General features: G+C 55.7%; 26 protein-coding genes and 1 riboswitch. Of the genes, 14 read left to right on the top strand and 12 right to left on the bottom strand.

Translation table 11 applies throughout. From position 1 onward, the window contains the following. Positions 1-89 precede the first annotated feature (89 nt). Entirely contained in the window at positions 90-1,373 is a 1,284-nt protein-coding gene (gene purD / locus ACXAIA_RS16120; protein WP_475350222.1) for a phosphoribosylamine--glycine ligase, read from the top strand. 34 nt (positions 1,374-1,407) lie between these two features. Here the strand turns inward: purD and ACXAIA_RS16115 are convergent, their stop codons facing one another. From ACXAIA_RS16115 to ACXAIA_RS16105, 3 genes are read right to left on the bottom strand one after another with little or no spacing between them, the layout of a single operon-like run. Beyond that, positions 1,408-2,208, bottom strand: a complete 801-nt coding sequence (locus ACXAIA_RS16115) for an ABC transporter ATP-binding protein (protein WP_475350221.1) — start codon at positions 2,206-2,208, stop codon at positions 1,408-1,410. Further along, positions 2,205-3,239 (bottom strand): FecCD family ABC transporter permease, encoded by a 1,035-nt coding sequence (locus tag ACXAIA_RS16110; protein ID WP_475350220.1) that lies wholly within the window; start codon positions 3,237-3,239, stop codon positions 2,205-2,207. The genes ACXAIA_RS16115 and ACXAIA_RS16110 overlap by 4 nt, the downstream gene beginning before the upstream one ends. Beyond that, the gene (locus ACXAIA_RS16105; RefSeq protein ID WP_475350219.1) at positions 3,236-4,258 is read right to left on the bottom strand and encodes an ABC transporter substrate-binding protein; all 1,023 of its coding nucleotides are present in this window, start codon (positions 4,256-4,258) and stop codon (positions 3,236-3,238) included. Before ACXAIA_RS16105 ends, ACXAIA_RS16110 begins: the two co-directional genes overlap by 4 nt. A gap of 234 nt (positions 4,259-4,492) precedes the next feature. Further along, positions 4,493-4,693: riboswitch (cobalamin riboswitch) on the bottom strand. A gap of 144 nt (positions 4,694-4,837) precedes the next feature. Here ACXAIA_RS16105 and ACXAIA_RS16100 point away from each other — a divergent pair. Continuing rightward, complete coding sequence (locus tag ACXAIA_RS16100) at positions 4,838-6,439, top strand: OpgD/OpgG family glucan biosynthesis protein (RefSeq protein ID WP_475350218.1); 1,602 nt, start codon at positions 4,838-4,840, stop codon at positions 6,437-6,439. Between the two features lie 38 nt (positions 6,440-6,477). On the opposite strand, the gene ACXAIA_RS16095 is transcribed toward ACXAIA_RS16100, so the two are convergent. Next, positions 6,478-7,404, bottom strand: coding sequence for an AraC family transcriptional regulator (locus ACXAIA_RS16095; protein WP_475350217.1), 927 nt, complete (start codon positions 7,402-7,404; stop codon positions 6,478-6,480). A 169-nt stretch (positions 7,405-7,573) separates the two neighbouring features. Here ACXAIA_RS16095 and ACXAIA_RS16090 point away from each other — a divergent pair, with 169 nt between their 5' ends. Together ACXAIA_RS16090 and ACXAIA_RS16085 are read left to right on the top strand one after the other, a co-directional pair. Then, entirely contained in the window at positions 7,574-8,320 is a 747-nt protein-coding gene (locus ACXAIA_RS16090; protein ID WP_475350216.1) for an SDR family oxidoreductase, read from the top strand. An 83-nt stretch (positions 8,321-8,403) separates the two neighbouring features. Beyond that, on the top strand, positions 8,404-8,670 hold the full coding sequence (locus ACXAIA_RS16085) for an Atu4866 domain-containing protein (RefSeq protein ID WP_475350215.1): 267 nt from the start codon (positions 8,404-8,406) through the stop codon (positions 8,668-8,670). A gap of 33 nt (positions 8,671-8,703) precedes the next feature. Here the strand turns inward: ACXAIA_RS16085 and ACXAIA_RS16080 are convergent, their stop codons facing one another. Next, positions 8,704-9,156: a nucleoside deaminase gene (locus ACXAIA_RS16080; RefSeq protein WP_044826992.1), complete on the bottom strand. Its 453-nt coding sequence runs from the start codon at positions 9,154-9,156 to the stop codon at positions 8,704-8,706. Between the two features lie 281 nt (positions 9,157-9,437). Here ACXAIA_RS16080 and ACXAIA_RS16075 point away from each other — a divergent pair, with 281 nt between their 5' ends. From ACXAIA_RS16075 to ACXAIA_RS16050, 6 genes are all read left to right on the top strand, one after another. Next, positions 9,438-10,160: a gamma-glutamyl-gamma-aminobutyrate hydrolase family protein gene (locus tag ACXAIA_RS16075; RefSeq protein WP_475350214.1), complete on the top strand. Its 723-nt coding sequence runs from the start codon at positions 9,438-9,440 to the stop codon at positions 10,158-10,160. After that, positions 10,157-11,392 carry a pseudouridine synthase gene (locus tag ACXAIA_RS16070; RefSeq protein ID WP_475350213.1) on the top strand — a complete coding sequence of 412 codons (1,236 nt, stop codon included), beginning with the start codon at positions 10,157-10,159 and terminating at the stop codon, positions 11,390-11,392. Before ACXAIA_RS16075 ends, ACXAIA_RS16070 begins: the two co-directional genes overlap by 4 nt. A 5-nt stretch (positions 11,393-11,397) precedes the next feature. After that, positions 11,398-11,967: a 16S rRNA (guanine(966)-N(2))-methyltransferase RsmD gene (gene rsmD, locus ACXAIA_RS16065; RefSeq protein WP_475350212.1), complete on the top strand. Its 570-nt coding sequence runs from the start codon at positions 11,398-11,400 to the stop codon at positions 11,965-11,967. 68 nt (positions 11,968-12,035) lie between these two features. Next, positions 12,036-12,620, top strand: coding sequence for a helix-turn-helix domain-containing protein (locus tag ACXAIA_RS16060; protein WP_475350211.1), 585 nt, complete (start codon positions 12,036-12,038; stop codon positions 12,618-12,620). Between the two features lie 124 nt (positions 12,621-12,744). Continuing rightward, positions 12,745-13,923 (top strand): MFS transporter, encoded by a 1,179-nt coding sequence (locus ACXAIA_RS16055; protein WP_475350210.1) that lies wholly within the window; start codon positions 12,745-12,747, stop codon positions 13,921-13,923. Positions 13,924-14,014: 91 nt separating this feature from the next. Then, positions 14,015-15,475, top strand: coding sequence for a serine hydrolase domain-containing protein (locus ACXAIA_RS16050; RefSeq protein WP_475350209.1), 1,461 nt, complete (start codon positions 14,015-14,017; stop codon positions 15,473-15,475). 15 nt (positions 15,476-15,490) lie between these two features. Here ACXAIA_RS16050 and chrA read toward each other — a convergent pair whose 3' ends face one another. Together chrA and ACXAIA_RS16040 are read right to left on the bottom strand one after the other, a co-directional pair. Further along, positions 15,491-16,765 (bottom strand): chromate efflux transporter, encoded by a 1,275-nt coding sequence (gene chrA / locus ACXAIA_RS16045; protein WP_475350208.1) that lies wholly within the window; start codon positions 16,763-16,765, stop codon positions 15,491-15,493. Between the two features lie 175 nt (positions 16,766-16,940). Next, positions 16,941-18,416, bottom strand: a complete 1,476-nt coding sequence (locus ACXAIA_RS16040; protein ID WP_475350207.1) for an AMP nucleosidase — start codon at positions 18,414-18,416, stop codon at positions 16,941-16,943. A 73-nt stretch (positions 18,417-18,489) separates the two neighbouring features. On the opposite strand from ACXAIA_RS16040, the gene ACXAIA_RS16035 reads away from it, so the two are divergent. Continuing rightward, entirely contained in the window at positions 18,490-18,687 is a 198-nt protein-coding gene (locus tag ACXAIA_RS16035; protein ID WP_475350206.1) for a hypothetical protein, read from the top strand. Positions 18,688-18,891: 204 nt separating this feature from the next. Here the strand turns inward: ACXAIA_RS16035 and ACXAIA_RS16030 are convergent, their stop codons facing one another. Then, on the bottom strand, positions 18,892-19,173 hold the full coding sequence (locus ACXAIA_RS16030; protein WP_475350205.1) for a hypothetical protein: 282 nt from the start codon (positions 19,171-19,173) through the stop codon (positions 18,892-18,894). A 1-nt stretch (position 19,174) separates the two neighbouring features. Next, entirely contained in the window at positions 19,175-19,702 is a 528-nt protein-coding gene (locus ACXAIA_RS16025) for a sigma-70 family RNA polymerase sigma factor (RefSeq protein WP_475344740.1), read from the bottom strand. A 344-nt stretch (positions 19,703-20,046) separates the two neighbouring features. Between ACXAIA_RS16025 and ACXAIA_RS16020 the strand changes: the two genes are divergently transcribed. Further along, complete coding sequence (locus ACXAIA_RS16020) at positions 20,047-20,256, top strand: hypothetical protein (RefSeq protein WP_475350204.1); 210 nt, start codon at positions 20,047-20,049, stop codon at positions 20,254-20,256. Between the two features lie 76 nt (positions 20,257-20,332). Here the strand turns inward: ACXAIA_RS16020 and ACXAIA_RS16015 are convergent, their stop codons facing one another. Next, positions 20,333-20,914, bottom strand: a complete 582-nt coding sequence (locus ACXAIA_RS16015; protein WP_475350203.1) for a YqaA family protein — start codon at positions 20,912-20,914, stop codon at positions 20,333-20,335. 97 nt (positions 20,915-21,011) lie between these two features. Further along, positions 21,012-21,467 carry a hypothetical protein gene (locus ACXAIA_RS16010; protein WP_475344735.1) on the bottom strand — a complete coding sequence of 152 codons (456 nt, stop codon included), beginning with the start codon at positions 21,465-21,467 and terminating at the stop codon, positions 21,012-21,014. A 226-nt stretch (positions 21,468-21,693) separates the two neighbouring features. Between ACXAIA_RS16010 and ACXAIA_RS16005 the strand changes: the two genes are divergently transcribed. Both ACXAIA_RS16005 and ACXAIA_RS16000 read left to right on the top strand, forming a co-directional pair. Next, entirely contained in the window at positions 21,694-22,197 is a 504-nt protein-coding gene (locus ACXAIA_RS16005) for a Dps family protein (protein WP_475350202.1), read from the top strand. 80 nt (positions 22,198-22,277) lie between these two features. Beyond that, positions 22,278-23,657 carry a diacylglycerol/lipid kinase family protein gene (locus ACXAIA_RS16000; protein WP_475350201.1) on the top strand — a complete coding sequence of 460 codons (1,380 nt, stop codon included), beginning with the start codon at positions 22,278-22,280 and terminating at the stop codon, positions 23,655-23,657. Positions 23,658-23,758: 101 nt separating this feature from the next. Here the strand turns inward: ACXAIA_RS16000 and ACXAIA_RS15995 are convergent, their stop codons facing one another. After that, a complete protein-coding gene (locus ACXAIA_RS15995; protein ID WP_475350200.1) occupies positions 23,759-24,124 on the bottom strand; it encodes a winged helix-turn-helix transcriptional regulator in 366 nt (121 codons plus the stop codon). Positions 24,125-24,191 lie beyond the last annotated feature (67 nt).

The following is a 24,191-nucleotide window of genomic DNA, read 5'->3' as shown; positions in this document are numbered from 1 at the left end:
ATGAAATGCAGGGCGTGGCGTACTTGGCAACAAGCCTAGTTCATCACGCTTGGACCATCAAGCAATCGGACAAGTCGAAGGATAAAGTCATGAAGGTTCTGGTCGTTGGCGGCGGCGGACGTGAACACGCACTGTGCTGGGCGATTGCGCGCAGCCCGCGCATCTCCAAACTGTGGTGCGCACCGGGCAATGCCGGCATTGCGGATTCGGCCGAATGCGTTGCGATTTCAGATAGCGACATTGATGGTCTGGTGAAATTTTCCAAGGACAACGCGGTTGATCTGGTCGTTGTCGGCCCGGAAGCGCCGCTGGTTGCGGGTCTTGTCGATGCGCTTGATGCCGAGGGCATCAAATCCTTTGGCTGTTCCAAGGCCGCAGCCCAGCTTGAAGGCTCCAAAGGCTTCATGAAGGACATGGTGGCAAAGTTCGGCGTGCCAACTGCGGCGTATGGCCGTTTTACCGAGCCCAAGGACGCCAAGGCCTTTGTCGAAAAACAGGGTGCGCCGATTGTGGTCAAGACCGATGGTCTGGCGGCTGGCAAGGGTGTCACCATTTGTATGACAAATGACGAAGCCTTTGCTGCCATTGACGAATGCATGGTGGGCGGCAAGTTTGGCGATGCCGGTGCAGAAATCGTGATCGAGGAATTCCTCAAAGGTGAGGAAGCCTCATTTTTTGCTGTTTGCGATGGTGAAAACGTCATTCCGCTGGTCGCAGCCCAGGATCACAAGGCTGTTGGCGAAGGCGATACCGGCCCCAATACGGGCGGCATGGGCGCCTATTCCCCGGCCCCGGTCTTTACCGATGCAGTCGAAGCCAAGGTCATGGATCAGATCATCATTCCGACCGTCAAGGGCATGGCAAATGAAGGTCATCCGTTCAAGGGCGTGCTGTTTGCCGGTCTGATGATTGATGATGCCGGCAATCCGAAACTGATCGAATACAACATCCGTTTCGGCGATCCGGAATGTCAGGTCCTGATGACCCGTCTGAAATCCGACGTGCTTGATATCCTCGATGGTGCCGCGACCGGCACACTCAACAACGTCAAACCCGAATGGCACAACGAAACCGCCATGATCGTCGTCATGGCCGCCAAGGGCTATCCGGGGTCTTATGAAAAAGGTACCGAGATCAAGAACGTCCCGGCGGCAGATGCCATGAACAAGGTCAAGGTCCTGCATGCTGGCACCAAAATGGATGGCGACAAGCTGGTCGCGACCGGTGGCCGCGTTCTTGGCGTGACCGCACGTGGTGCGACGGTGACCGAAACCCAGAGACGCGCCTATGAGGCGGTTGATGCGATTGACTGGCAAGGTGGTTTCTGTCGCCGCGATATCGGCTGGCGCGCGGTTGCCCGCGAACAGATATAATCGGATTAAACATCCGAAACCAAGAAAGGCCGGTTTACGCAACCCGGCCTTTCTTGATTTCAACATCCATCTCGCCACCGACCCGATATCGGATGTGACAACGACCATCGCTTTCGATTTCGATATCGGCCTCGACACCAAACACATCTCGCAAATTCTTGCGGGTCAAAATCTCGCGCGGCGTTCCGATTGCGATCAGCTGTCCCCCATCCATCATCGCGATCCGATCACAAAACAGCGCTGCATGGTTCAGGTCATGCAGAGCAGCCACCACAGTCACCGGCAAATCATGCACCAGCTCCAAAAGCCCAAGCTGATGACGGATATCAAGATGGTTGGTCGGCTCATCCAGAAACAGGTAATCAGGTTGCTGTGCCAGTGCACGGGCGATATGAACCCGTTGCTTTTCCCCACCGGACAATGTGTGCCATATGCGGTCCGCCATATTGGCCATCGCAACCCGTTCAAGCGCGTTGGCAACGATATCATCATCGCCCCCGGACCAAGGCGAGAGCAGACTGAGATAGGGTGTCCGCCCAAGCGAAACAGCTTCGCGCACGGTGATGCGATCAATGGTATCGGCCTGCTGTTCGACAAATCCGATCCGGCGCGCCAGATTGCGACGCCCAACCTTGCCCATTGCTTGGTCGTCAAGCAGCGCCATGCCATCAGATGGCGGGCGGATACCGGCCAAAACCGACATCATGCTGGTTTTACCCGATCCATTCGGGCCGATGACGCCAAGGAATTCGCCCGGCTCAACGCGCAAGCTGACATCCCGCACGATCTTTTTGAAACCGACCGACCAGTCGACATTGCGAAGTTCCAAGGTCATCGCAAGACCCTTCCGTGACAGAGAATAAGCGCGAAGGCCGGCGCACCGACAAGGGCCGTAATCACCCCGATTGGCAGAACCTGCCCCGGCACAATCACCCGGGAAATCACATCCGCCCCGACAAGGAAAAGTGCGCCGATCAATGCGGACAAGGGCAACAAAAGCCCATGACGATTGGCAACGAAGAAACGCGCCGCATGCGGAATAACCAGCCCGACAAACCCGATGGATCCGACAATACTGACCATCACCGCCGTCATCAGCGCCGAAACCCCAATCAGGATGACGTAAACACGACGCACCGGCACACCAAGTGATGCGGCTGAGTCCCGACCGAAGGTAAAGGCATCAAGTGCGCGCGCATGCCAAAGACAGACCAGCAATCCAACAATGGCGATCGGCAGGGCAAGTGACGCATCCGGCCAGCGCACACCACTTAGATTACCCAAAAGCCAGAACATGATGCCGCGAGCTTCCTCGGCACTCGCGGACTTTGTGACGATAAACGACGTCAGGGCATTAAAAAGCTGCGCACCGGCAATACCCGCCAAAATGATCGCACCGGTGCCGCGTCCTGCCTGCAACGCCAGCAGCGAGACAAAGGCAAACGCCACGACAGAGCCGATAAACGCGCCCTCCGACATGCCAAACATGCCAGCCCCGATACCGAGCATCGCAACACTGACCGCCCCCGTTGACGCCCCGGCAGAAATACCAAGCAAATAGGGATCGGCAAGCGCATTACGTAAAAGTGCCTGCAGGACTGCGCCGGACAGGGCCAATGCCGCCCCGCAGGACGCAGCAACCACCGCCCGGCTCAGGCGATAGTTCCAGACAATACCGGAATCAATCGGATCAATCGCGTAACCGGCACCCCACACATGATTGGCGATGGTATCCATCACCGTACGGATCGGGATGGATGTTTCCCCCACCGACGCGGCAAAGGCGAGCGCGAGGCCAAGCAACACCAGCGCAGCAAAAGCTGCGCTGGTGCGACGTCCGACGATTGAAGATAGCAGGACCGTCAATTGATTTGGCTCTGGCGCAGATCGACAATCGCCTTGGCCATCAATTCAATACCATCGATGGTACGGATCGTCGGATTCATCGACATTGCGTCAATCACCACAATCCGGTCATTGCGAACCGCATCCATCTGACTGGTCACCGGATCGGATTTGAGAAACTTCATTTTCAGCTCCCAGTCATCAGCCGGGAAACGGCGACGTTCCATTTTGCCGATTGCGATAATGTCCGGATTGGCGCGCGCAATAGTTTCCCAACCGACTTTCGGCCATTCATCGTCACTGTCGATGACATTTCTGACATTCAGGATATTGGCGATATAACCCGGTGCACCTTTTTGCCCGGCAACATAGGGATCAACATCAATCTCGGCGCTTGAGAACCAGAAAAGGGCGCTGATACCGCTACCATCGATGCTTTCGACACTGGCCCGCGCCGCCTGTTCACGGGCGCGCAGGTCTGCAACAAGCTTTTCACCGCGATCTTCAACGTCAAAGATCAGGGCCATTTCGCTGATCGTCTGATAGATCAGATCCATCGAAAACGCATCAAGGCGCGTACCATCCCCACCCGTGCTGTTATCCTTGCCGACACAATCGGCCGGTGCGGTATAAACCGGAATGGACAGCTCATTGAACTGCGCGACCGTGCCGACCGCACCGTTCGGGCCGACATGCCACTGATACTGGTTGGTGACAAGATCTGGTTTCTGACCAACAACACTTTCAAAGCTGGGATCATTATCGGCCAGGCGCTTCACCTTGGCATTGGCTTCGCGGTATTTCTCTGCCACCGGATTAAACCACACAGCGGTTCCGACAACCTTGTCAGCCAATCCCAACCGATACAGGATTTCGGTATTGCTTTGGCCAAGCGAAACAACGCGTTCCGGTGCCTTTTCAAAAGTCACGCTGCGCCCGCAATTCTCAAGCGTCAGCGGATAATCGGTTGCTTGAGCGCCCACACTCATGAATGCCAATCCAGCAGCAATCACCCCGACTGCCAGACCCTGTTTGTTCATTGTAATCACGTCATTGTCCTCTCACGGAGGCAGATCGAAACCCTTTTTATGGAATGGAACCAACCCGCCTCATAAATGTTATGTTATAACATAACATCACAGTTGCTCTCGTCAAGGGACTGGCTAGCGTGCTGAAAAATGGCGGGAAATGTTCGGGATTAAACGCAGATAGAATGAGCTCCAACCTGCGGATAACGCGACATGTACCGACATCCTCCGGGGCACCCCGCCCGGTCCGTCGTGCTTATGTCGGCAGGTCTCCTGGCTCACGGGTCACTGCATTTTCTGGCCTTCCCGGGCATTACCCAGTGGCTAAATCAGAAAATGCTCACCGCCTACAGTTGCGGGGGCAGCTTCGGTCAATGATCTGGCAAGACCAGACCACATCGAATTCCCTTTATCCGAATTTCGGATACCGACAAGAAATTGATTTCACACAAATAACACTGTTCGTCAAGCGCCGCGCGTCCGTGTCAGGTCAGCGTATCGTCACCTTGAATTTGCCATCATTCGTCCCGATTACCTCCACACTGCCCGGTATGCTTTGCCGAGTAACGCAATCATCGGAACATGGTGAAAATGACGACTTCCGTGGAACGCAGACGCTTTTTGAAATCCATCGCCGCCGCTGGCCTGATCCTGCCGGGAATGTCGCTTTATAGCCATGCGATGGCCGAGGTCTCCGGTCTTGATCTGGGCAATGCGCAAAGCTTTGATTTTGCCAGCCTGATCGAACGCGCCAAGGTAATGGCGACCGAGCCCTATGAAGCACCTGTTGCCCCGAACCCGGAAATTGTCGGCAAGATCGATTACGATACCCATGGCAAGCTGCATTACAAACGCGATCATTCGCCGTTTTCTGACGGATCGGGCACCTATCCGCTGACCTTCTTCCATCTGGGTATGTATTTCGCCAAACCGGTGCATATGTATCTTTTAGAAAACGGGCAGGCGCGCGAGGTGATCTATAAGCCCGATTACTTTGACATGCCTGAAGACAGCATTGCCCACCAACTGCCCGCCAATAGCGGCTTTGCCGGTTTCCGCCTGCATGAAAATCAGGCGCGTGATGATTGGAAAACCCAGGACTGGGCGGCGTTTCTTGGCGCTTCGTATTTCCGCGCCATTGGTGATGAAGGCCAATATGGCCTGTCGGCACGCGGGATCGCGGTCAATACTGCGTCCAACACCCCCGAAGAATTCCCCGATTTCCGACAGTTCTTTATCGAACCGGCCAAGAACCCCGAAGACCCGGTGACGGTCTATGCCCTGCTGGATGGGCCGAGCATCACGGGTGCCTATAAATTCCTGCTTTATCGCGGCGAAGGGGTCACCATGGATGTTGAAAAGCATCTGTTTGTGCGAAAAGACATCGAACGGCTGGGCATCGCGCCGCTAACCAGCATGTTCTGGTATTCCGAACAGAACAAATCATTCCGCTTTGACTGGCGCCCGGAAGTGCATGACAGCGACGGGTTGGAGCTCTGGACCGGTGGCGGCGAGCGCATCTGGCGACAGCTCAATAACCCGGAAACCATTCGCGCATCGGCCTTTGGCGACCATAACCCGCGTGGCTTTGGCCTGATGCAGCGAGATCGCGATGTAAATAACTATCTGGATGGCGTGCGCTATCACCGCCGCCCGAGCCTGTGGGTCGAACCGAAAGGTGAATGGAATGACGGCGCGGTACAGCTGATCGAAATCCCGACCGACGATGAAATCCACGATAACATTGCCGCCTTCTGGGTGCCCAATGGCGAAGCCAAGGCAGGCAACAGCTATCAGTTCAAATACCGCCTGCATTGGCAGGCCCACAATCCTTTCCCGGTCAAGGAACTCGCACGCGCCACCGCCACCCGCATGGGCCGTGGCGGAGAGCCCGGCACCAACCGCCCGAAAGACGAGATCAAGTTTTCCGTCGAGTTCGAAGGCGAGGTTTTGGGAACCCTTGCCTATGGCGAATTCCCGGAAGTGGTTGTGACATCCTCACGCGGCGAGATTGTCCGTACGAAGATCGAACCGATCATGGATACGCGTATCTGGCGCGCGGCCTTTGACCTTAAAGCTTCTGGCACCGATCCGGTTGACCTTCGGATGTATCTGAAGCGCGGCGATAGCCCGCTCAGTGAAACCTGGATGTTCCAGCACTTGCCGGCACTGGGTAATCAGCAACAGGGTTAACCCAGCCACCACGACAACGCATATTTGATCCCCGGCAATCAGATTTGGCTGCCGGGGATATTTCCGTGTGCGCCCGGATGTCGCGACTGCCCCAGAATGGCGGTGATATCGCGCATCGGTGGGGCGCCAAACATGCGGGAATATTCGCGACTGAATTGCGATGTGCTTTCATACCCCACCGCATAGGCCGCACTTGCCGCATCCTTCATCTCGGCCAGCATGATCTGACGTGCCATCGTCAGGCGCAGGCGCTTTTGGTACTGAAGCGGGCTCATTGCCGTGACCTGCTTGAAATGATGATGGAAGGAAGACGGGCTCATATTGGCATGGTTTGCCAGCTCCTCGACCAGAAGCGGCTTAGTAAAGTTATCCTTCATCAATCGCAGGACGGATGAAATGCGCTGCATGGTGCTACCCCCCATTGCCAGACGCGCGATTTCGATCCCTTTGCCGGTGCGCAGCAAACGATAATGCACTTCGCGGATCAACATCGGCAACATGACCTGCCTCTCATCAGGCCGATCCAGCAATTCGACGACGCGAAGGACGGAGTCCATAAGTTCCTGCGACGTTTCCTCGACAAAAAGCCCGCGGCTGCTTTCACCATCCATACCCAGATCAAGGCCCATATCCGTCACCAGATCACCAAGGGTCTTGGCATCAAGATCCAGCGACAAACTGCGATAGGGCGTATCGGTGCTGGCCACCGTCACATGGCCGACAATCGGCAAGTCTACCGACGCCGCCAGGAGTTGGCCGCGCTGATATCGAAACATCTCATCGCCAAGGGTGACTTCCTTGACGCCCGAGATAATCAGGCACAGGCAAGGCCGGTAAATCGTCGGCACCTTGAGGGACGGACCGGTTGAACGATACAGCGACACCGGATCAATCGAAGTTTTGGCCGTGCCATCCGGATCGCAGTATTTGTCAATCAGCGCACACAGTCTTTGATAGTTTTCCATCCAGAATCCCTTGGTTTTCCTTCCATGGAATATACACCCGTGGGCGAGCGGGAAAAGCACAGACATCGCCACTTGGAGGAATAGGCAATCGGTTTCGAGTTCTGTGTATTTCGAAATCCCACTTTAGACGACAGGTTAAGCGCCGTGACGCAAACACACGGAGGATGTCATGTCGAACCAGATCAATTACGTCGAAAACAAAACCGTCATCATCACCGGTGCCAGCAGCGGCATTGGCGAAGCGACCGCAAAACTTCTTGCTCGCCATGGTGCCCGGGTTGTTCTGGCAGCACGGCGCACCGAACGCCTCAACGAGATCGCAGCCGAGATCGAGGCCGCCGGCGGATCAACCATGACCCGATCCGTCGATGTCACCGATGCCGACAGTGTCGAGGCGCTTGTTTATCACGCCCACAACCTGTTTGGCCGGGTTGATGCGATCTTCAACAATGCCGGTGTGATGCCGCTTGCGCCCATGTCGGAACTTAAAACCGCCGAATGGGACAACATGATCAATGTGAACATTCGCGGGGTCCTGAACGGCATCGCTGCTGTCCTACCGCTGTTTAAGGAACAGGGTCGCGGTCATGTCATCAACACCGCATCGATCGCAGCCCATTCGGTGGTGCCAAGTGCCGCTGTCTATTGCGGCACGAAATATGCGGTCCGCGCGATTTCCGAAGGCCTGCGCCAAGAAAGCACCAATGTTCGCGTAACCACGATTTCACCGGGCGTGGTGGAAACCGAACTGGGTCATGACATCACCGATCCGACCAGCAAGGATCTGCTGACCCAGTTCCGTCAGATCGCCCTTACCCCGGATGCGATTGCACGGGCCGTGCTTTATGCGCTTGATCAACCCGAAGACGTCGACGTTAACGAGGTGATCGTGCGTCCGACCGCATCGGCATTTTGATGAAAACCGGCCTGCAATTCTTCTGCTTTCTAACCTTGCTGGTGGTGTTCGCACCACCAGCCCTTGGCCAACAGGAGCCGGAAATGCCCAAAAGCACAGAAAACCTGCCCCATCCCTATGTCGGCATGTGGGTGACAAAAGATGGTCATATCCGTCAGGAATTGCGTGCTAATGGCCGCTATGACGAGGCCCGTGGCACCCGGCAATCCGCCTATCAGGGCGATTATCAGGTCTCGGGCAATTACATCACCTATCAGGATGATACCGGCTTCACCGCCGATGGCCATTTTGAAAATGACGTGCTTTATCACGGCGGCATGGTGATGTTTCGCGAAGTGCCGGAAAACTAAGCTTCGGCCCCAAACAACCAACCAATGAAACGCCTAGCGCAAGCTGCCAAAGAAATCCTTCAGAAGCTTGGCGGCCTCGACCTCGCCGATCCCGCCATAGACTTCCGGGCGGTGATGGCAGCTTGTGCTTTCAAATACGCGCGGGCCGTGATCCACCCCGCCGCCCTTGGGGTCATAGGCCCCGAAATAGACACGCCGCAGACGGGCAAATGAAATGGCGGTCGCGCACATTGGGCACGGTTCAAGCGTGACGTAAAGATCGCAGTTGGGCAGACGCGGTTCACCCTTGGCCCCGGCGGCGGCCCGGATGACGAGGATTTCGGCATGGGCGGTCGGATCGTTCATTTCCTCGGTCAGGTTGCCGGCGCGCGCGAGCACCTCGCCACTATCGGCATCGACCAGAACGGCACCGACGGGCACTTCGCCGCGCCGGGCGGCGGCACGGGCTTCTTCAAGCGCCATATCCATATAGCTGTCTGCACTCATGATCTTTCCATCCCGCTTGTGCCTTGTGACAAAGAACGTCCCGTGTCACGGCTGATCTTGTTTTTACTTCATTTTAGGGTGTGTGCATTCAGAGTGCTACCACACACATCATCGGTCAAGCCATCATCACGGCGTATCGGTATAGCTTGCAATCGGTGGCTGTTTGCACAGAACGCATGGACCATCGGCGTGAATTGCCGTTGCCCTTAAAGGGTTACACAGGTAGTTTCCGGCTAACTTTAATTCTCAATCCCGTCACCAGCACCAAGGTTGTTTTCATCATGACCACGCGCAAGCCGATCATTGGTATCACTCTCGATTCCGAAGAACCGGGCGGATATTCCAAATTCCCGTGGTATGCGCTGCGTGAAAACTATGCCGGTGCGGTGACCGAGGCTGGCGGCATTCCGATGCCCCTGCCCCATGAGGTTGAGCTGGTGCCAGACCTGCTCGATCTGATTGACGGGCTGGTGGTCACCGGCGGGGCGTTTGACGTTGACCCGACCCTGTTTGGCGCGACGGAAACCCATGACACTGTTGTCACCAAGGATCGGCGCACCAAATTTGAATGGGCAATGGCCGAAGGCGCGCTTGAGCGCGACATGCCGGTTCTGGGCATTTGTGGTGGTCAGCAGCTTTTGAATGTTATTCTGAGCGGATCGCTGATCCAGCATATCCCCGACAGCATTGAAAACTGCCTGCCCCACGAACAGCCAAACCCGCGCAACGAGCCGGGCCATGATGTGACGGTTGAGCCCAATACGCTTCTGGCCAAAATCGTTGGCGATGTGAAAACACTGTCGGTCAATTCCGCCCACCATCAGGCGGCTGACGGGGTTGGCCCGGATGTGATCATCAATTCCTATGCGCCCGATGGTGTTATCGAAGGGATTGAACATCCGAAATATCGTTATTGTCTCGGGGTCCAGTGGCATCCCGAATTCCATATCAGTTCGGGCGATGCGAAGATTTTTGACGCCCTGATTTCCGAGGCCCGCAAATGAGCGACAAAAACACCACCCCGGATGACAACAAGCCAGAACGCATTGCCAAGCGCATTGCGCGATCCGGTGTTTGCTCCCGCCGCGATGCCGAACGCATGATCGCCGAGGGGCTTGTGCGCCTTAATGGCAAGAAGCTTGAAACCCCGGCAGTCACCGTGACCGACGAAGACGAGATCATCGTAGATGGCAAGCCGCTGCCGGAAAAGGAAAAGCCGCGTCTTTGGCGCCTGTTTAAAAAGCGCGGTCTGGTCACCAGCCACCGCGACGAACAGGGCCGCGATACGGTCTTTGAGCATCTGCCAAGCTATGTGCCGCGCGTGATCTCGGTCGGGCGACTTGACCTGAACTCCGAAGGGTTGCTGTTGCTGACCAATGATGGCGAGCTTGCCCGTTATCTGGAACTGCCCGCCACAGGCTGGGCACGCCGGTATCGTGTGCGCGTGCATGGTCAGATTGATGAAGCCAAGCTCAAGCAGCTTGAAGACGGTGTGACGGTCGATGGGGTCAATTACGGCTCCATCCATGCCGAGGTTGATGTTCAAAAAGGCACCAATGCCTGGATGACGGTGACGCTTCGCGAAGGCAAGAACCGGGAAATCCGCCGTGTTATGGAACATCTCGGCTGGCCAGTCACGCGTTTGATGCGCGTGTCCTATGGTCCGTTCCAGCTGGGCAATCTGGCCCCGGGCGAGTGCGAGGAAGTCACCGGCAAGGTGATGAAAGAACAGCTCGCGGCCTTCTTCAAGGGGGACTATTCCAAGGTTTCCGAAAAGAAATCCGTCGCCCGTGGCGGTACCGCGCGCCCCAAAGCCCCGCGTACCGTTTTTGGCCAACCGGCCCAGCGAAAACGGCCGCAAGGCGGTCCTGATGCCAACGCAGAAGCCGACGACGCCACCGAGCAGCGCGAAACCCGCGAACGTTCGGGTACGGCCCGCAAGGGACCCCGCATCGGTGCCGCACCGCGCGCAGGTGGCCGTGGCAAAGCGGCATCCGGTTCGGGGCGGCAGGAACGTGACATGCGCGAAGAACGCGGATCCGCACGCCCGACCAACAAGGGTCGCGGCCGGTACAGTGCGGACGGCAAGGCTGCCGGGGGACGTGATGGTGGTCGTGACGGCGGACGCAACGCCGGACGTGATGGTGGTCGCGGCAAACCACAAGGTAAACCAACCGGCAAACCGACTGGTCGCAAGCCTGCTGGCAACCGCCCGCGCGGCGGCAAGAAGGACTGAGCCAAATGCGGATTGTTGGCGGCACCCATCGTGGCCGGGTCTTGAACGCACCGGAAGGACGCGACACACGCCCGACGCTCGATCGCGTGCGCGAAGCACTGTTTAGCATCCTGTCCCACGCATCGCGTTGGTATGAGGATGACTTCAATCCGCTTTATGACGGCGTCATTCTGGATGCCTTTGCCGGATCCGGCGCGCTGGGGCTTGAAGCCATTTCACGCGGGGCAGATCAGGCAGTGTTTTTTGATAATGATCGCAAGGCGATTGCGATTATTGAACAGAATATCGACACGCTTCGTATTTCCGATCAGGCCCGTGCCCAGCGTGCAGACGCCACCAAGCCTCCACGTGCAAGCCAACCGGCCAGCATGGTGTTTCTTGATCCGCCCTATGGCAAGGAATTGATCGAACCCAGCATCGCAGCCCTTGCCAAGGCAGGCTGGATTGATGGCAATACCCTGATCGTGGCCGAGCGTGATCCGCGTGATCCGGAAATCACGCTGGATGGGTTTGAGCTTTGCGACAGCCGCAAATATGGCCGTTGCCAAATTGATATCGGTCGGTTTGCCGCCTGATTGCGACACGGCTGTCCGCCACCGCATTCTGTGATAGATTGGGTTCTGTCCAAAACCGGTTGATCGTCATGAAACGCCTGTCCAACAGCACCGCACCAGACAAGGATTTTGGTCGCCTTTTGCGCCAATGGCGACGCACAAGCGATATCAAGCAATCGCGTCTGGCCGATATTCTCGGCGTAACACAGGCGACCGTATCGCGCTGGGAAAGCGGGGCGCAAAGCCCGGCCCCGCTGCAATATGACCTGATCCATCAAATGATGACGCACAAACGCAATTTCCGTCTGGATCAGGCCATCAAACGGCTGGTCTTGCATTCATCACAACGCGTGCATCTGATCGAAGATCGATCACACCGGTTGCTTTGTGCGTCCAGCCCGCGTGAAAACGAATGGCAACGGGAAGTCGCACCACTTCTGGGCACCTCGCTTTGGCGGTTTGCCACCCCGGAAATCGCGTCGGCGGAAAAAAGCCTGCATGATCTGGGGTGGCACGAAGATCAGACTGATCACCTGACCTTTGAAAACTCTCGCCGGGATGGCGATCCATTGCGGATTGTCGATAGTTATATCCTGTGGGAGCGCTTTTTCCTCTCGGACGGCACGGCGGTTCGTCTGACCACCGGCTTTGATCAGCAACCAAAACACATCTGATCTGATCTGATCTGATCACATCTGATCTGATCGGGCCGCGCATATTTCATACGTGGCTTTCAGTGGGCGATATCGGGTAATCAGGTCACGCGCCCCGCTGATGCATGCCCCATGGAATGGACCGATGCCGCCCATCACCGCCGTCATTGTTCTTTACGGACTTGGACTGACCGCCTCGATGCAGGTCGGGCTGATTGGCCCGATTGCGCCGGATTTGCGCGCGGGGTTCGGGCTTAGTCAGGCGGAATTTGGGTTGGTGGCATCGCTGATTACCGCAGCAGGCGCACTTTGTGCCATTCCCGCTGGGGTCTGGGCCGCACGTGCAGGATTGCGCAAATCACTGGTACTTGGCGGTGTGATGATGATTTTGGGCGCCCTGATTTTTGCCACCGCAAGTGCAAGCGCGCTTTTATATGTCGGGCGGCTTGTCACCAGTGTTGGCTATCTTCTGATAGTCGTCGGTGCGCCAAGCTGGATGGCGGCATTCAAAAATCCGAAGCTGGTCGCCATGGCCATGAGCATCTGGGGCACCTTTATCCCGGTTGGCATTGCACTGGGCAACTGGATCAGTGCCGCCGTGGTCACCTGGCTTGACTGGCGCCTTGCTGTTGGCGCCTGCACCCTGCCAATCCTTGTTTTACTGCCGCTTTTGGCCTTTATGGACAAACCTGAAACCGGCAGCACGCGCCGATCGCTACTTTTGGGCGTCATCGGTGTTTTGAAATCCCGTACCGCCCTTCAGGTCGCATTGACCTTTGGCGCCTTTGCCGGAGCGACATCAGCCGCCGTTGCCTTCATGCCTGCGATGCTGGCCGATAATCTTGATATCGGAATTGCACTGTCGGCCGGGATCATCGGCACGACGGCAATTGCCGGAAATATTGTCGGCAGTGTGGCTGCTGGCGCCGTTTTGGGTCGCGACGTTCCGGGCAGAAAAATCCTGATGCTGTTTCTGCCGATCATGGCCGTTGCAATCTCGACCCTGTTTGTCAGCACCTCGGTCCCGCTGAGCATCACAGCCCTGATCATATTTAACGTGTGTCAGGGGGCCGTGGCCGGGACGTGCTTTGCGCTGTTGCCGAAAATCGCCAAGGACGGCCTTTCGATGCCTGCCCTGCAAGGGATGCTCGCCCAGTTTGCCGAAATTTTCGTCGTTGTCGTGCCGCCCTTTGCCGGGGCGATGATTGATCGCAATGGCTGGGCCGGGGCTGCGGCGGTTCTGGGCGGGTTCTATTTTGCCGGTTTCCTGATTTCCATCAGGAATTCGAATTCCAGCAAAGCCTTTATTAGACAAAAATCGTAATGGAACTATACGATACGATGGCTTGACCTATCCCGCGAAGCAGGCGACCCTTTCCTACCCCAACAAATTCAAAAAGATTTAGGGAAGTGGAATGCAGTGGATCAAGGCCATCTTTATCGGACTGATATTGATCGGCCTGTCTGTTCTTGCTGTTTTCTTTATCTGGCTGGCCCCCGTCGGGGCGGCCTATAGTGCCAAGATCATGTGTTCCGCCATTTTCGTAAATGGCCTGACATCGACGCGTGCACGCGAAGTCGATGTTCTTGCGGACAATAATCCCCTGTTATCGCTGATCACCACCAATGTCGATTTGCGCAATCAGACCATCAGTGCGCACGCTTTCGGCTTTCGCAAACGTTTTGCGGTTTATCGCCCGAACCTTGGCTGCACACTGGCCGATGATGCCGAGCATATCGCACAGTTGCGCAACGCAACGCCGGTGATGAAACCGGTTGAGGCGCGCCCGCTTCTGCCCGCATCCCTTCCGGCCAATGTCGATCGCAGGGAACTTAACAACATCCTGTTTGATGTCATGGATGAGCCGGGATTGCATCCCGAACGCCGAACGCGTGCAGTTGTTATCCTGCATGATGGCAAAGTGGTCGCCGAACGCTATGCTGAGGGGATTACGGCCGATACACCGCTTCCGGGCTGGTCGATGACCAAAAGCGTGTTCAACGTCATTCTGGGGCGCATGCGGTTCGAAGGCATGATTGCCGATCTTCAGGACCCGGTCCTGATCAATGAATGGCAGGCAGAACCGGGCGACCCGCGCGCAACCATCAATTACGATGATCTGCTGCGCATGCGAAGCGGCCTTGAGTTTGATGAAAGCTATGCCAATCCGTTATCGGATGTGGTGCAGATGCTGTTTATCGAACCCGCTGCCGCCGGATTTGCTGTTTCCAAACCGCTTGAAAACACGCCGGGCAGTGAGTTTTCCTATAATTCCGGGGCCAGTAACATCCTTTCGGCTGCGATCCGCAATCTGAGCGGTTCACGCACAACCTATCTCAGCCGCCCGACGGAACTTCTGTTCCGCCCGCTGGGCATGAGCAGTGCGGTGATCGAAACCGACCCGGAAGGGTATTTTATCGCTTCAAGCTTCATGCATGCATCGGCGCGCGACTGGGCCAAGATCGGGCAGCTGTTCCTGCAGGATGGCGTATGGAACGATGAACGTCTGCTGCCCGAAGGTTGGGTGGGGTATTCGACCAGCCCGGCGGCAGAAGACCCGCATGGTTTGTATGGAGCGCATTGGTGGCTAGATCTGCCCGGCAGCCGGGATGAGGATGGCATGCCGCGCGAAGACATCACCCAACTGCCCGAGGATGCCTTTTTCTCGCTTGGTCATGATGGACAATCCCTGACGGTTATTCCGTCGCGTGATCTGGTGATCGTGCGGTTTGGCGTCACACGCAAACGCAGTGCATTTGATCTGCGCCAGTTCATCAGCGAGCTGAGTGCCGTATTCCCGGACAAAGCCAACATGCCGACCGATACCCCGGAACCCGATAGTGCGGACGCGCCCGTCGAGGCCACTGACGGCTGATCAAGGCCGCGCGCGTCACAAAACCCCGACCAGATAACCGATCACAGCACCGGTACCAACCACGGCCCAGACCGGCACGATCCGCCATTGCAGAATGGCAAAGACCAGCACCACACAGCCAATATCAAACACATCAAGAATGGCGCCGGTCCAGATCGGATCATAAAGCACCGCGGCCAAAAGGCCGACAACCGCGGCGTTCACCCCCATCAATCCGGCCCGCATCGATGCAATATGACGCACGCGATCCCAGAATGGCAAAAGCCCGACCACCAACAGCCATGCCGGCAAAAAGATCGCGACCAACGTAACCAGTGAGGTCAGGGCACTGACCGCCAACCCGGTTCCACCTGAACCGGTATGCAGGGCCGCACCGAGATAGGCCGCAAAGGTAAAGATTGGGCCGGGCACGGCCTGCGTTGCGCCGTAACCAGCCAGGAATGTTTCGGCATCTACCCAGCCCGGCGCCACAACCGCATTTTGCAGCAGGGGCAAGACAACATGCCCGCCGCCAAACACCAGCGCGCCACTGCGATAAAACCCGTCAATGACAGCAAAAAGACCGGTCGGATCAAACCTGGCAAGAACCGGCAAAAGGACAAGCAAGGCGAAGAACACCACTAGGGCAACAACCGCACCCTTGGCCGAGCGCGGCGCGTGACCGGGATCGGAATCTTCGCCTACTTTGTTTTTCAGCAACAAGAAGCCGGCAACCATTCCGCCCAGGATGACGGCGAATTGTGCCATCACCGTATCACTGGCAATCATGATCGCAGCCGCCAGAACCGCAAGGATCGCGCGCGGCATATCCGGACAGAGGCTGCGCGCCATCCCCAAAAGCGCATGCACGACCACACCAACCGCCACAAGCTTAAGGCCGCGAATAATCCCTTCGACACTGCCAAGATCAAATCCGACAAACGTCATGCCAAGGATGGCCAGAACAACGGCGGATGGCATGGTAAAGCCGAGCCAGGCGACCAAGGATCCACGCAATCCACCCAGCGCCATGCCAATGCCCATCCCGACCTGCGAGCTCGCCGGGCCCGGTGCAAACTGGCACAGGGCGACCAGATCGGCATAGCGGGCATCGCTGAGCCATTTTCGGCGTGCGACAAATTCTTCTCGGAAATAGCCGATATGGGCAACGGGTCCGCCAAAGCTGGTCAGACCAAGGCGCAGGAAAATCAGGAAAATCTGCCAAAGACTAATCCCGCCATCCGGCAAGCTTGGGGCTCGATTGTCAGTTGAACTGTTTGCGGTATCGTTTCCTGGCGTCGCGTTTGGCATGTGTTTTCCTGCCCTACCCTGATTTTGCCTGACCATACGCAATCACTTTAAGGCGGCAAAGCCAAAAGCGGCCCCGCAGGCATTCGTCACATTTTCATAACAAAACCCCGCCTGCGGCATTTTACCACAGGCGGGGTTTTGCTTTTAACGTCCAGACGTTTCGCCAGACATCGTCCTAGCGGAAGGCGGGCTCGTCTAGGGAGCGCAGTTTGCGGGAATGGAGCTGATTGACGTCCTGACGGAGCGTATCAATCGTATCAAGCCCGACCTGCAAATGCTGGCCAATGCGCTGGCGATAGAAATTGTTGGCCATACCCGGCAATTTCAACTCGCCGTGCACCGGCTTGTCCGACACGCACAAGAGCGTGCCGTATGGCACACGGAACCGGAACCCATTGGCAGCAATGGTCGCACTTTCCATGTCGACCGCAATCGCACGCGACTGGTTAAGGCGGACAAACAATTCGCTGTATCGCAATTCCCAGTTCCGGTTATCGGTGGTGGCCACCGTGCCGGTACGCATACGGGCCTTCATTTCACGGCCCTTAAGACCGGTGATCTTGGTGACCGAGTCCGCAAGGGCCACTTGCACCTCGGCAATCGGCGGCACCGGAATCCACAGCGGCAGGTCGGAATCAAGTACATGGTCATCACGGACATAACCGTGGGCCAGAACATAATCCCCAAGCAACTGGCTGCGTCGCAAACCGGCACAGTGACCGAGCATCAACCAGCAATGCGGGCGCAGCACGGCGATATGGTCCGTCGCCGTTTTGGCGTTTGACGGACCAACCCCGATATTGACCAGCGTCACACCAAGACCGTCTTCACGGATCAGGTGATAGGACGGCATTTGCGGCAGTTGCTTGACCGCCTCACCTCTTTCCACCCAGCCCTTCGGTGCGTTTTTGCGCACGCTGACCTTCGGCCCCGGTTCGACAAACGCGACATAAGGGCTTTTGGGGTCTTCAAGCTGTTCCTTGGCGAATTCGATGAATTCATCGACATAGCGCTGATAGTTGGTGAACAGGACGAACTTCTGGAAATGTTCGGGTGCCGTTGCCGTGTAATGACGCAAACGCGCCAGCGAGTAATCAACACGTTCCCCCGAAAACAGCGACAGCGGCTTTGGTCCGGGCGTGGCATTTGATCCGTAATGAACGCCATTGGCGATATCATCGTCGGTGCGTGCCAGATCGGGCATATCAAAGATCAGCTGCATCGGACGGATGTCGTTCGGCCCGATGCTGTCGGTTGCGGTTTCAACCATGAACGGCAGCGGGATCGGACGGTCCGATACACCTACCACGACCGGAACGTCATGGTTTTTAAGCAGAAGTTCGATCTGCTCGCGGTAATATTCTTCAAACAGATCCGGTCGGGTCAGGGTCGTGCCATAAACACCCGGATCGCGCGGTGCGCCAAATGACAGCGTGCTTTCAACATGCAGCTTTTCGGGCGGCACTTCGATGCCGAGATACGGGTAATAGGCACGTACCGGGGAAGATTGCTGGCCTTGACCGAAACGGTTAAAGGCCTCCTGGACGGCATTGGCACCGGTCGCATAAATATCCTTGATGCGCGCAAGTGCCTTGTCAGCGTCGGTAAATTCAAACAGATCGCGTACCGATCCGTGGACTTCAGAAACCATATTGGATGCTCCTTTTTGTTATTGTTGTTTGGGTCTCTTGCCAGATCACGCAGCATAAAACAGCGACGGATCAATGACAAAAGCCCTTGGAGCGAGAGATTTATCACCGCCCGCCCGTCTTCTGACAACCGAAAACTTTGTGACCTCTTTCAATCCAGACGTCAAAACGCCGGATTTGAGACAATCGAAAGGATATCAAACCAAACCTTTCCCGGAAGTTTCAGAAGCTTATGCACAATATGTCGGAGTTATTTTCAAAAATTCCAAATGACAGTTTTGCGGAGCCCATCATAACCGACCGCCTGTTCAGCACAACGCCCCGCTGAAATCATCACAGCTCGGAAACGCAGACAAAAAAAATGCCGAAACCGGGGGACGGTTTCGGCAATTTCAGGGAAGGGCCTTAGACGTTGAGGGAAAAGACGATCAACCCTGATGTGCAATCTTTATATGACCATTGGTCATTTATGTCAATTCAATTTGATGCATGGTCTATTCGACCGCCCCCTAGCATCACACCAGAATATCGGTGCTCGTCCGCTAGCTCCTGCAACTTTTTCAATCTTCGTTGCACAGCTTCATCAAGTGCCCATGGGTCACCTAATTCGGCAGACTCCAACTCAAGCACAATCTTCGCAGCACGTGGGTCACTCTCGACCAGACTTTCGATATCCTGTTTTTCTTCGTCGTCTTCAAGCGTCCCGCGTACATAGCCAAGAATGTGATCTTTGCCATATATCGCAAGAACTGGGCTCATATCATGCTGCCTCCGAGACATAACGTGATGCGTGTTCACGGGCTTCGATTCGACCAACCGAAGCGCGCAATTTACGGCGTGCGCGGCCAACGCGGGATTTGACCGTCCCGATTTCAACGGACATCTGGTCAGCTGCATCCTGATAGGACACATCATCAACAGCCGTCATCATGATGGCTTCGCGTTCCTGTTCGGGTAGCTCTTCGAGAACACGGTCCGCGTCACGAAGCTGCAAGCGCGCCATCTGATTGCTGCCATGACCATAGACATCGCCAAGGTCATCCCAGTCGACCTGCGGGCCGCGTGTCTTTTCACGACGTTTTCCGGAAATGAACGTGTTGAAGAGAATACGGTGCAACCAGGCTTTAAGGCTGGTGCCTTCTTCGAACTGGTCCTTTTTGCTGATGGCTTTCAACAGCGTGTCCTGGACCAGGTCCTGCGCCATATCGGTGCTGCCGGTCAGGCGATACGCATGACGGCGCAGTGCAGGGACATGATCTTCGATTTCGTTCATCACTTGTTCAGACATCACAACCTCCTTGTTCGGATGAGCTGACCGTAACAAACCAAAATAAAAAGAAAAGAAAAATCGTATGCTCTACTTAGGCAACACAAGGAAGACACATAGACTACACAACACAAGGAACAAACTTACTTTACACAACGTAATTCACTTCATCATTATACCTGCATTACCACTTATGATTACTTTACATTACTTACATCAGCGATCGAACTGACAGATATTCAGCAAGATGGTTGTGTTATGGAACAAACAGCGGTAACGTAACTTACTCCAAAATTCTTGAACGCTTTGATTTTCAATGGCTTCAGACGGTTCTGAGAACCGCTGTAATTGACAGGAAACCCTACGTGCCGACGTCGAAAAGAACAGAAAAGCTCCAAATCATGCTTGATGATGACGAGCTTAAGGTCATTGATGACTGGCGATTTGACCATCGGATGCCGACGCGCGCTGCCGCAATCCGCGAACTAATTCGTCGCGGTTTGGTCGCTGAGGACATAGAAGATCCCGATACCGATGGCAAAAGCACCAGCGATTTCCGGATTGAGCCGGAATAAAAAAATGATTTCCCCAACAAAAAGGCCCAGCAAAATGCTGGGCCTTTTTGTTTTTCATCGATGATTTGGGTCAGCTTCAGGCGTTTTTACCGTTCAGATCCGGCTTTTTGCCCTCGAATATCTTGGCGATTCCGGCCCCAAAGCCAAGAACCAGCACCCACAATCCATAATATCGCAGCGCACGTGATGCGGTAATCGCAATCAAAAACAGCCAGAATGGATAGGACGCCGCCCCCGCCGCCAGCGCTGCAATCTGCATCGGGACGGGCGTTATGCTGATGGCAAAGACAACCCAGAAGCCGCCCTCCTGGAACTGGGCTTCAAGATCATCAAATTGCTGCTGACCGCCGACCATATCAATCAAAGGCTGGGCAAATTCATCAAACAGCACCCAGGCCAGAAGATAAAGTGCCAGCGCACCAAGTACACTGCCCGCCAATGTCACGGTGGCAACAATAAAGCCGCGCTTGCGCGATGCCGCCATGATCGGGGCCACAATGACTTCGATCGGAATCGGAATAATGGTGGTTTCAAGGAATGACGCGACGGAGATCCCGCCCAGCCCCTTGCGGCCTTCTGCGAGTTTCGCAAGTCGGGTTTGCGCATAATCGACTGCGCGTTTTATCGGCTGTTCTGATTTTTTTTGATCGCGCGACATTGCCTGTTCCTAGATTTCCCAAACAAAAAGCAGCCCGCCCGAAGCCGGGCGGGCTGCTAACCTCGGACGTCAGGCGCCGAGTTCAGGTTGTGACGTCTTATTCAGCGGTCTGATTGTCCGAGATGGCCTTCTGCGCATCTTCAAGCGCACTTACAGTGTTGGCCTTCACATCTTCCCAGGTGTCCGCAGATGCCTCTTGGGCATCCTCAAGCGCATCGCTCAGCTCGTCGCTTGCGCTGTCCCAAGCTTCGGCCAGTTCTTCGACGGCTTCCTCGCTGTCATTTTCGACTTCTGCGGAAACATCGTCATACTGTTCGCCGAGCTGCTCTGACTTGCTATCGACCCAGGCAAGAAAATCTTCTTTCTGTTCGAACGTAAAGTCCTTGGCTTCTTCATACTGGGCGGCAATTTCATTACCCAGCTTGTTGACATCGGACTCTACCGCATCGTCGGTTGCCATCGTGTTAGATGCATCGGACCCGGCATAGGCCGGAGCCGCTACCGAAACAGACATAAGTACAGTACCGATCATCAGCATATTCTTGTTCAACATCACAACCTCCTTGTTTAATAAACACAGCACAATTACTTGCGCGCTGCTTACCCATCACAACGGGCGGTTCGAAAGAATGTTCCGATTAAGGTGATTTTATTTCGTGGAACCTTTTTGAGAACGTGACGTTACATTCCCAAGCGCCCACCAACGAAGCGGGGTACAGCGCAGTTAGAATGCGCAAACCGATTTCACGGGCGCGCAGTAAACAAAAGGAGTTTTAGTTATGGCACATAGCAGTATGCAGACCGTTGCGAAGGAATTTCCCGTCGAGACCGGCGTGGACCGCAAGGATCGTCGCGAACTGGCGAAAATGCTGACGCAGATCGTTGGATCGTCGCATGTACTGTATGCCAAAATTCGTGGCGTTCACTGGAACGTGGTTGGCCCGACCTTCTATTCGCTCCATAAAATGACCGAGGAGCATTACGAAGATCTCAATACGGCAATTGACGATATGGCAGAACGCATTCGTGCAATTGGCTTTGCAGCGCCGACCGGCCTGAGCGAGATGATGGAAAACTCGGTGATCTCGGATCAGACCAAGCTTCTTGCCACCGACGACATGGTCAAGGAACTGGTCGAAGATCACGAGAAGATGGCCCGTCTGCTTCGCGATGGCGTTGCCGCCGCCGAAGATGTCGACGACGTCAAGACCGCCGACATGCTGACCGAGCGGATCGGTGTCCACGAAGAAGCAGCCTGGATGTTGCGTGCAACGATCTCGTGATCATCCAGCTATGATGTGATAAACCGGCGCCTGCGGGCGCCGGTTCTTTTTTGTGCCCTATACAACAAAGGTGCAACGTCATGAAAAGCTCTGATCTGACTGGTAAGGTTCACCTGCTGCTGACCAAGGCAAAACTGCCTGAAGACTGGCGCGGCAACGGTGCGCAGCCGCTCCGCACTGTGTTCGAGGATGCCGGTTACAAGACCGAGCTGACCCTGTGTGACGACCCCGACGCCATCAAGGACCAGATCAACAGCGCATGCGCACCCGGCGACATTGTTGCCGTTGGCGGCGGTGACGGCACGATTAACGCCGTTCTTGATACGGTTATTGCCAACAAGGTGGTTCTGATCCCCGTGCCGCTTGGCACTGCCAACGATTTTGCCCGCACATTGACCCTGCCCGATGACCTGATTGATGCGGCCCGCGCCGCCATTCATGGCCAGATCCGCATGCTTGATATCGGCAGCGTCAATGACAAAAGCTTTGTGAATGCGGCCAGCATCGGAGTGCCAGCAGATGCGCGCAAACGCATTAACCCGGACCTTAAACGCACCTTGGGCGCGATCAGCTATGCGGTTGCCAACTGGCAAAGCTGGCATGAAATGGATCCACTCGACCTGACGATTACCTGTGGCGACGAAGCACCGCAGAACATGAAATTGCGTCAGGTGACGATCACCAATGGCCGGTATTTCGGTGGTGGTTTGCGCCCCAGTGAAACCAAAAGCCCGGAAGATGGTCTTTTGCACATGTTTGCCATCCGCGACAGCGTCGATACGCTAAGCGGTCTTGATATCGCGGCCGAACTTTTATTCGGCTCTGTCGATGACAGCAGCTATGCCACCACCATGCAGTGCGACGCCATCAAGGTCGAGGGCGAAGAAGGTGCCCCCATTCTGGCCGATGGCGAAATCATCGGGAAACTGCCCGCCCTGTTTTCCATCCATGCTGGCGTGCTGCCCGTCTTTGCCCCCAACAGCTTTGTCGATCAGATCGAAGGCGACGGCAGTTCAGATGGCAAAACCCTGCCACAGCAAGACGAAATCAATGATGTCATGCGCGACACGGTCGATTTCGCCTTGCGCCTTGAGGCGATCTATCCGGTGGCCCAAAATGCCGAGCTTAAGGCGCTGTGTCATGACAGTGCCGGCAACCTGCGCAGCATTGCACGACAGCTTGAACTGGGCCTGCGCCCATATGGGATCAATGCAGCCTCGCCCGACCCGGATCTTCAAAATCTTGAAGAGCTCCGCGACAAGGTGATGGGTTGGTTGCTGGGCAATGCCGATACGCGGCTTGCCAATGGCGTCAAAAACAAGGCTGAGCTTTTGTCGAGCGAGATCGACAAACTTCCAGCCGACAAACTACCCGATGAGATCGGTGGTCCCATTCGCGAGCTCCACCGTGTAACCGATGATCTTCATCAACGGCTGAACGACATTCTCAAGCAACTCTAAAAAAGACAAAAGCAGCCCAACGGGCTGCTTTTTTTGGGACATCGCCCAAAAACCGAGTCGAAACCGGCAGTCGGTCACGGTCTTACGTGCCTGCCTGATGCTCAACCTTTAGATTTGGCATTCAGGTTTTCCCCTATGATATCAGCGTTTTCCTCGCCCCAACTGCACAGCGGCACCAAGGCATTCGCCAGGCTGAACCCGAACGGTGAAAGCTCGTAAAGCACGCGCGGCGGGATTTCCTGATAATCGGTGCGCACAACAACGCCATCATTTTCCAGCTCTTTGAGATGCTGGATCAACATTTTGTCGCTGACGCCGCGAACACACCGCTTCAATTCGCCATATCTTCTTGGCTCCTTGGCCAAGAAGAACAAAATCAACGGCTTCCACTTTCCACCGATCACCCGCAAGGCGGCATCAAGGCCACATATGAAGGGTTGAGCTGCTGCTTCTTTACTGTTTGCCATAGTACTTACTAAAAGGTGCATACTTGTTAAAAAGTATGTTCATCCATATCGTTTTGGTCAACCCTAA

The organism is Thalassospira sp. ABL2_045, from assembly GCF_056161285.1.
This window is presented reverse-complemented; position numbering and strand designations above follow the sequence as displayed.